This is a genomic window from Mycobacterium sp., from assembly GCF_050701675.1.
Lineage (GTDB): Bacteria > Actinomycetota > Actinomycetes > Mycobacteriales > Mycobacteriaceae > Mycobacterium.
On record NZ_JBOGDD010000194.1, the window covers coordinates 1 to 5,824 of the forward strand.

Sequence of the window (5,824 nt, forward strand, 5' to 3'; positions counted from 1 at the left end):
GGCCGAGCGTGCGACGGCCTCGGTGTCCCGGGTCACGTCGGTGGCGCGGTACTCAGCGGCGGCCGCACACCACTGCCGAATGGCCGGGTACACCAACTCCCGCCGCGGGACTGGGATGGATTCGAGCTCCGCCAGCGCACGCACCTGGAACAGTCGATCCAGCGCAGGGTATGGGTTCTGACCGAATACGGGCGCGACTGCCGAGACGACGGCACCTGCCGCGCGCAATGCCTCCGCGGCGTCGGCAACGACCGACAGCACCGCGTGATCGGCCCCGTACCCGTGGCCGAGATCGGTCAACACCCCGATGCGAAGTCCGTGTGGTTCCAGCGCATCCCGATTCGACGACTGGGCTTCCGGTGCCAGGCTCCAGAGATCGCGTGGGTCGGGGCCGGCCAGTACGTCGAAGAGGTCGATGACGTCGTCGACGGTCCTGCCCATCGGCCCGGCAGACCGCATGACCGACGGTGCGACGTGGGGAATGCGCCCCTGGGTCGGCTTCAGCGCCACCAAGCCGCAGTGCCCCGCCGGCAACCGGACCGAGCCGGCGATGTCGGACCCGACCGAGGAGAACCCGATGCCCGCGGCCAGGGATGCCCCGGCCCCGGCGCTCGACCCGCCGGTGTTGCGGGAGGGATCCCACGGGTTGCGGGTGATCCCGTAGAGGGAGCTGACCCCGGCGGCCATCATGCCGAAGTCCGGCATCGTCGTCTTCCCGACGATGACCGCCCCTGCCTCCTTCAACCGCGCAGCAGGCGGGGAATCGGTAGTCGCGTCGGATAGTTCGGCGTTGGCGGCGCAGCCGTGGCGCCACGGCATGCCGACGGCGTTGACGCTGTCCTTGATCGTCACCGGCAGCCCGTCCATCGGACCAAGCGGACGACCGGCCGCCCACCGTCCGGCCGACGCCAGCGCGGCGGCCCGCGCCCCAACGGCATCGACGTGCGCCATCGCGTTGATGACCGGATTGCGTGATTCGATGCGGCCAAGGGTGCGCTCGAGGACCTCCACCGGCGTCGTCGCACCGCTGCGATAGCCGGCCCTGATCACGCCCGCTTCGGCGTCGAGCACGTCGTCGGTCACGTGACGGTCGCCGCCTCGAGCGCACCGGTCGTCATCCGACGGGTCGTCTGGGTCAGCATGTGGACCCCGGCGAGAATCTGTGCGTCGGAGGTGTATTCGTGTTCGTTGTGCGATATGCCGTCGACACTGGGGACGAAGAGCATCACGGTCGGCACCACGTCCTTCAGGTTCACCGAGTCATGTCCGGCCATGGTGGGCAGCTCCTGCCAGCTCAGCCCGAGATCGTCGGCGACCGCACCAGCCAGCGCAATGCCTGCGCCCTGGTAGCGGGTGGACGGTCGCAGGGCAGCCGATTCGATGGTGATGCCCACTTCACCCTGCTGCTCGATCTCGGCGATGCGCGCCATCAAGGACCGATGCGCGGCGGCCAGGTCCTCGTCCTCGAGGGCGCGCAGGTCCGCGGACAGCCGAACCCGCGACGGGACCACCACGGGCGAGTTCGGCTCGACGGTCATCCTTCCGACCGATCCCAGCACCGTGTCGGGACCGAATTCGCTTGCCGCGGCCCGGACCGCCAGCACCACCTGGCTCGCGCCGACGAGGGCGTCCCGCCGGTACCGCATGTGGGTCGCACCGGTATGGGACTGCTCACCGTGCACGGTGATGGCGTACTTGTAGGCCGTCCAGTTGTGGGTGACGACGCCGATGTCGAGGTCGGCGTCGACCAGTGTGCGACCCTGTTCGATGTGGATCTCCGCGTAGCTACACGCCTCGGGGGCGGTATCGCTGCCATGGAAACCGATGCCGCGCAACGCCTCTCCCACCGTCGCACCGTCCTTGCCGACGGTGTCGAGGACCTCGTCGACGCCGAGCTTGCCGATGAAGACCGCGCTGCCCATCAGGCTCGGCGAGAAACGTGACCCTTCCTCGTTGAACCAGTTCACCGCAGCGACGTTGTGCCGCACCCCGTCGGGCCGATCGGCGAGTACTGCCGCCGCGGCATACGCGCCTGCGAGTACTCCATAGGCACCGTCGAATCGCCCGGATGTGGGCTGGCTGTCCAGGTGGGAACCCACCAATACGTATGGAGCATCCGGTGATTCGGCAGTCTGCGCGCAGCCGTACATGTTGCCGACCGAGTCGACCCGGCAGTCCAACCCGTGTTCGCCGAACCAGCCGCGTAGCCACTCGCGCGCCGCTCCGTCCGCCGCAGTGGCGGCTTCTCTGTCCACTCCGCCTGCGGCAGTCGCTCCGATCGCCGACAACGCGACGAAGTCGGCGAGGAACGCTGCATCGGTCAACTTCGACCGCGGATCAACCATCGAGTGCTTCCTCCCGCGATTCCTTGGCCAGGTCGTGCAGTTGCCCGTCGAGCGATACGTCGGGCGCTGGGGCCGAGCGCTTGACGCTGGTCTTGGCGGCCTCGAACATATCGTCCACCCTGGCCTTCTCGGGATCGTCGGCATGGATGAATGCCGCGGCGCCCAGGAAGACCGCCAGGTTGACCACCAGGCCGACGATACCGCCGGTCAGACTTCCCAGCCAGCGAATGTCGTCCGGGTAGATCCAGGTCAGGATCATCGCAACGACGAAGCCGGCGACCATGCCCCCGACCGCGCCCTGCTTGTTACCGCCCCGCCAGAAGATGCCGAGGAACAGCGGCACCGCCAACTGCACCACGCCCTGGTAGGAGATCTGCGCGAGTAGCTGCAGCCGGTCCAGGTTGAAGGTCGCATACGCCACCACACCGGCCAGCACCATGAACACCGCCATCGACGTCTTGGCGACGTAGGTCAGTTGCTTGTCCGAAAGAGGCCGCTTCTCGGTGTTGACCAGGTCGTTGGCGATCTGCAGGCCGCACACCTGCACGCTGCCGTCGATGTGGCCCATGGATGCGGCGAAGACGATGGTGATGCCAAGACCGAGCAGCCAGGTGCCGCCGTAGTCGCTCATGATGGTGAACCAGCCGGCCTGCGGCGCGGCGGCCACGTCGGGCATCACAGTGGCCGCAATTCCGACCAGCATCAGCAAGGTGTAGAAGACGCCTGAGATGAGCACGGTGCACAACGTGCCGGACTTCACGGACCGCACGCTCGACGCCGTGTAGATGCGCTGGAAACTCGTTGGCCAGCACAGTGATCCAACGACCCCGGTGAAGATCAGGGCGAAGATGTAGAGCGGCCCGTAGGCGTCACCGTCACCCGGCAGCATCAGGTACTTGTCGGCCACCTCGTTGAGATCGCCGAAGCTGATCGGGCTGCCCCCAACGCCGGACAGCAACACCAGGCACAGAATCGCCGAGAAGACATATGCCACGGTGCCCTGGAAGGCATCGGTCATGATCAGGCCGCGCATGCCCATCCGGACCGTCCAGTACTGCCGGATGACGATCACCGCGAGCCCCACCAACAGACAGGTCGTAACCGACCAGGCGCCATCGCTGGCCAGTTCGAAAACCGTTCCGAGGGCCTGCATTCCGAGTACCACCCACGGGAAGATCGAGACGATGCCGATCACGCTTGCGACGACCCTCACCGCAGGCGAGTCGAACCGCTTGCCCAGTAGGTCCGGCTGTGAGCGCAGGTCGTACTTCTTGCCCCAGCGCCACGCGCGGGTGGCCATGAAGTACATCATCGCCACGCCAAGGGTCGAGTAGGCCAGGCCGTACAGGCCGAACACGCCTGCGCCGGTCGCCAGCCCGAAGAACGCGATGAACGTGGAGCCGGGCCACCACGAGTTGACGTAGCTCATCGCCACGTACCACGGTCCGTAGCTACGGCCGCCGACCGCATACTCGTCGAAGGTCGGCGTCGTCTTCTGTTGTGACACATACAAGATCGCGATCACGATCGCGTAGAACACCGCCAGCATGGCGAGCATGATCAACATGTCAGCCTCCAAGGCCTTCGGTGGTGGGCTCCAGCGAGTCGTCGTCGAGCTCGCCGCGGATGTCTTCCACGACGTAGAACGCCGTCAGGGTGAGCGCGAGGATGAGTGCGTTCAAGATCCAGTACACGATCGCGAACGGGAGCCCGAGGATCTCGAAGCGAATCCCGCTACCCCACAGGTACAGCGGCGGAAAGAGTGCGAATAGCAGAGCGAGCGCGTAGAACGCTCCGAAGAAGGTGACGACGGATCGGCGACTGAAGCCTCTGATGCGTTCTTTCATACTCGAATCCCTCTGTGCTAGTTCGTCGTAGGCGAATGAGTCGTGGACGCGGTCTGCGGGGCCACGTAGGCCAGCAGTTCGTCGTGGACCAGTCCGTTGCTGGCCATTCCGTTTCGGGCGTCGAACACCCGTCGGCCGTCCAGACTGGTGAACCTGCCCCCGGCCTCCTCGATGATCACCGACATCGGCGCCAGGTCGAAGGTCTGTGCGGTGTAGTCGACCACGGCGTCGGCGCGTCCGCACGCCACCATCGCGTAGCCGAAGGCATCACCCCAGGTGCGCAGCACCACCCCACGGGCGTGGAGGTCGTCGATCACCTGCGACTCCCAGTCCTCCAACCACGTCGCCATCACGTACGCACCGTCGAGATCACTACGATCCGACACCCGCACCTGAACGCCGTTGCGCCAGCAGCCACCACCCCGTTCGGCGTGGACGATGGTTCCCGCGCTGGGCAGGTTGATGACGCCAAAGACGATCTCGTCGCCTTCCTGCAGTGCGATCAGGTTGGCGTACAAGGGAACACCGTGGATGAAGGACTTCGTCCCGTCGATGGGGTCGACGATCCAGCGGTACCCGCTGTCGCCGTCGGTGTCCGGATACTCCTCACCGGTGAACCCGTCATTGGCGAAGGCCGCCCCCACCGCGTCGCGGAGAAGGAGCTCGATCTCCCGATCGGCTTCGGTCACCGGGGTGCCGTCGGCCTTGGTTTGCACTCCAAGGTCGCGATCCTCGAAGTACTTGCGCGAGATCCGTCCGGCATCCTGGGCCAGCCGCATGCCCAGTTCGACGCGTTCTGCCCGTGTCGTGCTCACGACTCCAGCGTCGGGCTAGACCATTTCTGGTTCGTCCGATTCAATGTTAATTCCATGTAACGATGCCTTCCGCATCGCGCCTGCGCGACTGGGGCGGGCACTCCTCTCCAGATGCGACGTCACGCCTTCGGGGTTAGCGTGATTGATCACCACCGCGGGTGCAGCCGACAAGGGAGCACGCGATGCTTCTGCATGAGCACGTCAACGAGGCGCTGAGACGATTGGCAGCGGAACTCACCGAGATGGGCGTGTCGAGGATGCCGACGGAACGTGCGCTGGCGGTTCGACTGGAGACGTCACGCACCACCGTTCGCAAGGCGCTGGCCCTGCTCGAGAATGACGGCACGATCCGGCGGGTCAGGGGGCGCTCGGGCGGGGCTTATTTGACGGAGGTGCCGTTCCGGGATGCCGCACCGCAGGCGGCGCGCCCATACTGCAGTGGCCGCAGCGTCCTTCGCAGCCTCAACACCGTGAAGGGGATCCCAGAAATCCTCCACGAACAGGGGTTTCGTGATGGCACCACGGTCCTTCGATCAGGTCTGGTGCGCGCCCAGACCCGAGCGCGCGAGGCCCTTGGTCTGTCAGCGGACGAGTCGGCGGTCTCGTTGCTTCGGCTACGGCACGCCGACGGCGAGACGCTGTCGCTCGAACAGATGTATCTGCGTCCCGAACTGGCAGGTGTGCTGGACACCGAGATGAAGTCGATCTATCGGACGCTGCGTTCCCGCTTCGGCGTGCAGATCTGCGTCGCCGATGAGTCGATCGAGATGGCCACCGTTCCGCAGGAAGAGGGGTCGATTCTCGGCCTGCTGGCAGA

6 protein-coding genes are annotated in these 5,824 nt (G+C 66.0%); 1 reads left to right on the forward strand and 5 read right to left on the reverse strand.

Annotation, left to right across the window (positions count from 1 at the left end; translation table 11 throughout):
• From ACRDUX_RS05685 to ACRDUX_RS05705, 5 genes are all read right to left on the reverse strand, one after another.
• Positions 1–1,083, reverse strand: a 1,083-nt coding sequence (locus ACRDUX_RS05685) for an amidase (RefSeq protein ID WP_526411849.1), incomplete at its 3' end; no start/stop codon positions are given.
• Positions 1,080–2,345 (reverse strand): M20 family metallo-hydrolase, encoded by a 1,266-nt coding sequence (locus ACRDUX_RS05690; RefSeq protein ID WP_526411851.1) that lies wholly within the window; start codon positions 2,343–2,345, stop codon positions 1,080–1,082. The genes ACRDUX_RS05685 and ACRDUX_RS05690, both read right to left, overlap by 4 nt.
• The gene (locus ACRDUX_RS05695) at positions 2,338–3,912 is read right to left on the reverse strand and encodes a sodium:solute symporter family protein (RefSeq protein WP_526411853.1); all 1,575 of its coding nucleotides are present in this window, start codon (positions 3,910–3,912) and stop codon (positions 2,338–2,340) included. Before ACRDUX_RS05695 ends, ACRDUX_RS05690 begins: the two co-directional genes overlap by 8 nt.
• A gap of 1 nt (position 3,913) precedes the next feature.
• A complete protein-coding gene (locus tag ACRDUX_RS05700) occupies positions 3,914–4,192 on the reverse strand; it encodes a hypothetical protein (protein WP_526411855.1) in 279 nt (92 codons plus the stop codon).
• Between the two features lie 17 nt (positions 4,193–4,209).
• Positions 4,210–5,007: an inositol monophosphatase family protein gene (locus ACRDUX_RS05705; RefSeq protein WP_526411857.1), complete on the reverse strand. Its 798-nt coding sequence runs from the start codon at positions 5,005–5,007 to the stop codon at positions 4,210–4,212.
• 182 nt (positions 5,008–5,189) lie between these two features.
• On the opposite strand from ACRDUX_RS05705, the gene ACRDUX_RS05710 reads away from it, so the two are divergent.
• The coding region (locus ACRDUX_RS05710; RefSeq protein WP_526411859.1) for a GntR family transcriptional regulator at positions 5,190–5,824 on the forward strand (635 nt) is incomplete at its 3' end.